Annotated in this window: 1 protein-coding gene; it reads right to left on the bottom strand. The window is 46.1% G+C overall.

The window, feature by feature from the left end; translation table 11 throughout:
* Positions 1 to 525 (bottom strand): hypothetical protein (locus tag ABXZ36_RS15780; protein ID WP_354616643.1); only part of this gene is annotated, 525 nt, incomplete at both ends.

Here is a 525-nt window from a genome sequence, read left to right as displayed (position 1 = left end):
TCCCGTTACCACATTGATGCCTGCTCCAGTAACTATTGTCTCCGAACCATCAGCAGCGGCAACTGAAAGATCGAAATCATTTCCACTAGGTGTCAATGTCACCGAACCATCCGTAGAGGTCAAGGCTTGTATTTCGTTGGTTGAGTCGGCATCCGCATCGTCCAATGTGGCAACACTAACTACATAAGGTGTAGCTATAGATCCATCCCCTGCAACGGTTACGTTGGATCCCGCATTAACTTTTGTTTCCGTACCATCTGCAGAAGGCAGGGTTACAGTATTACCATCAAGTATACTTAAGTCGTTTCCTACTATGCTCAATGTTTGATCATCTGTATCCGTTGCTGCCGCTAATGCCGCAAGAGAAACAGACAAAACTGCTCCCTCTGAATCTTCCAATTCCAAGTCAGAACCATTAATTTCTAATCTAGTGTTCGTGGTATTCGTATCGGCTGCCGCCAATACCGCAGTGAAATCCACCGTTTGCGTTCCTCCATCCTCTAAGGTCAAGGTAAGTACATCGGT

The organism is Sediminicola arcticus (assembly GCF_040566695.1).
Classification (GTDB): domain Bacteria; phylum Bacteroidota; class Bacteroidia; order Flavobacteriales; family Flavobacteriaceae; genus Sediminicola; species Sediminicola arcticus.
This window is presented reverse-complemented; position numbering and strand designations above follow the sequence as displayed.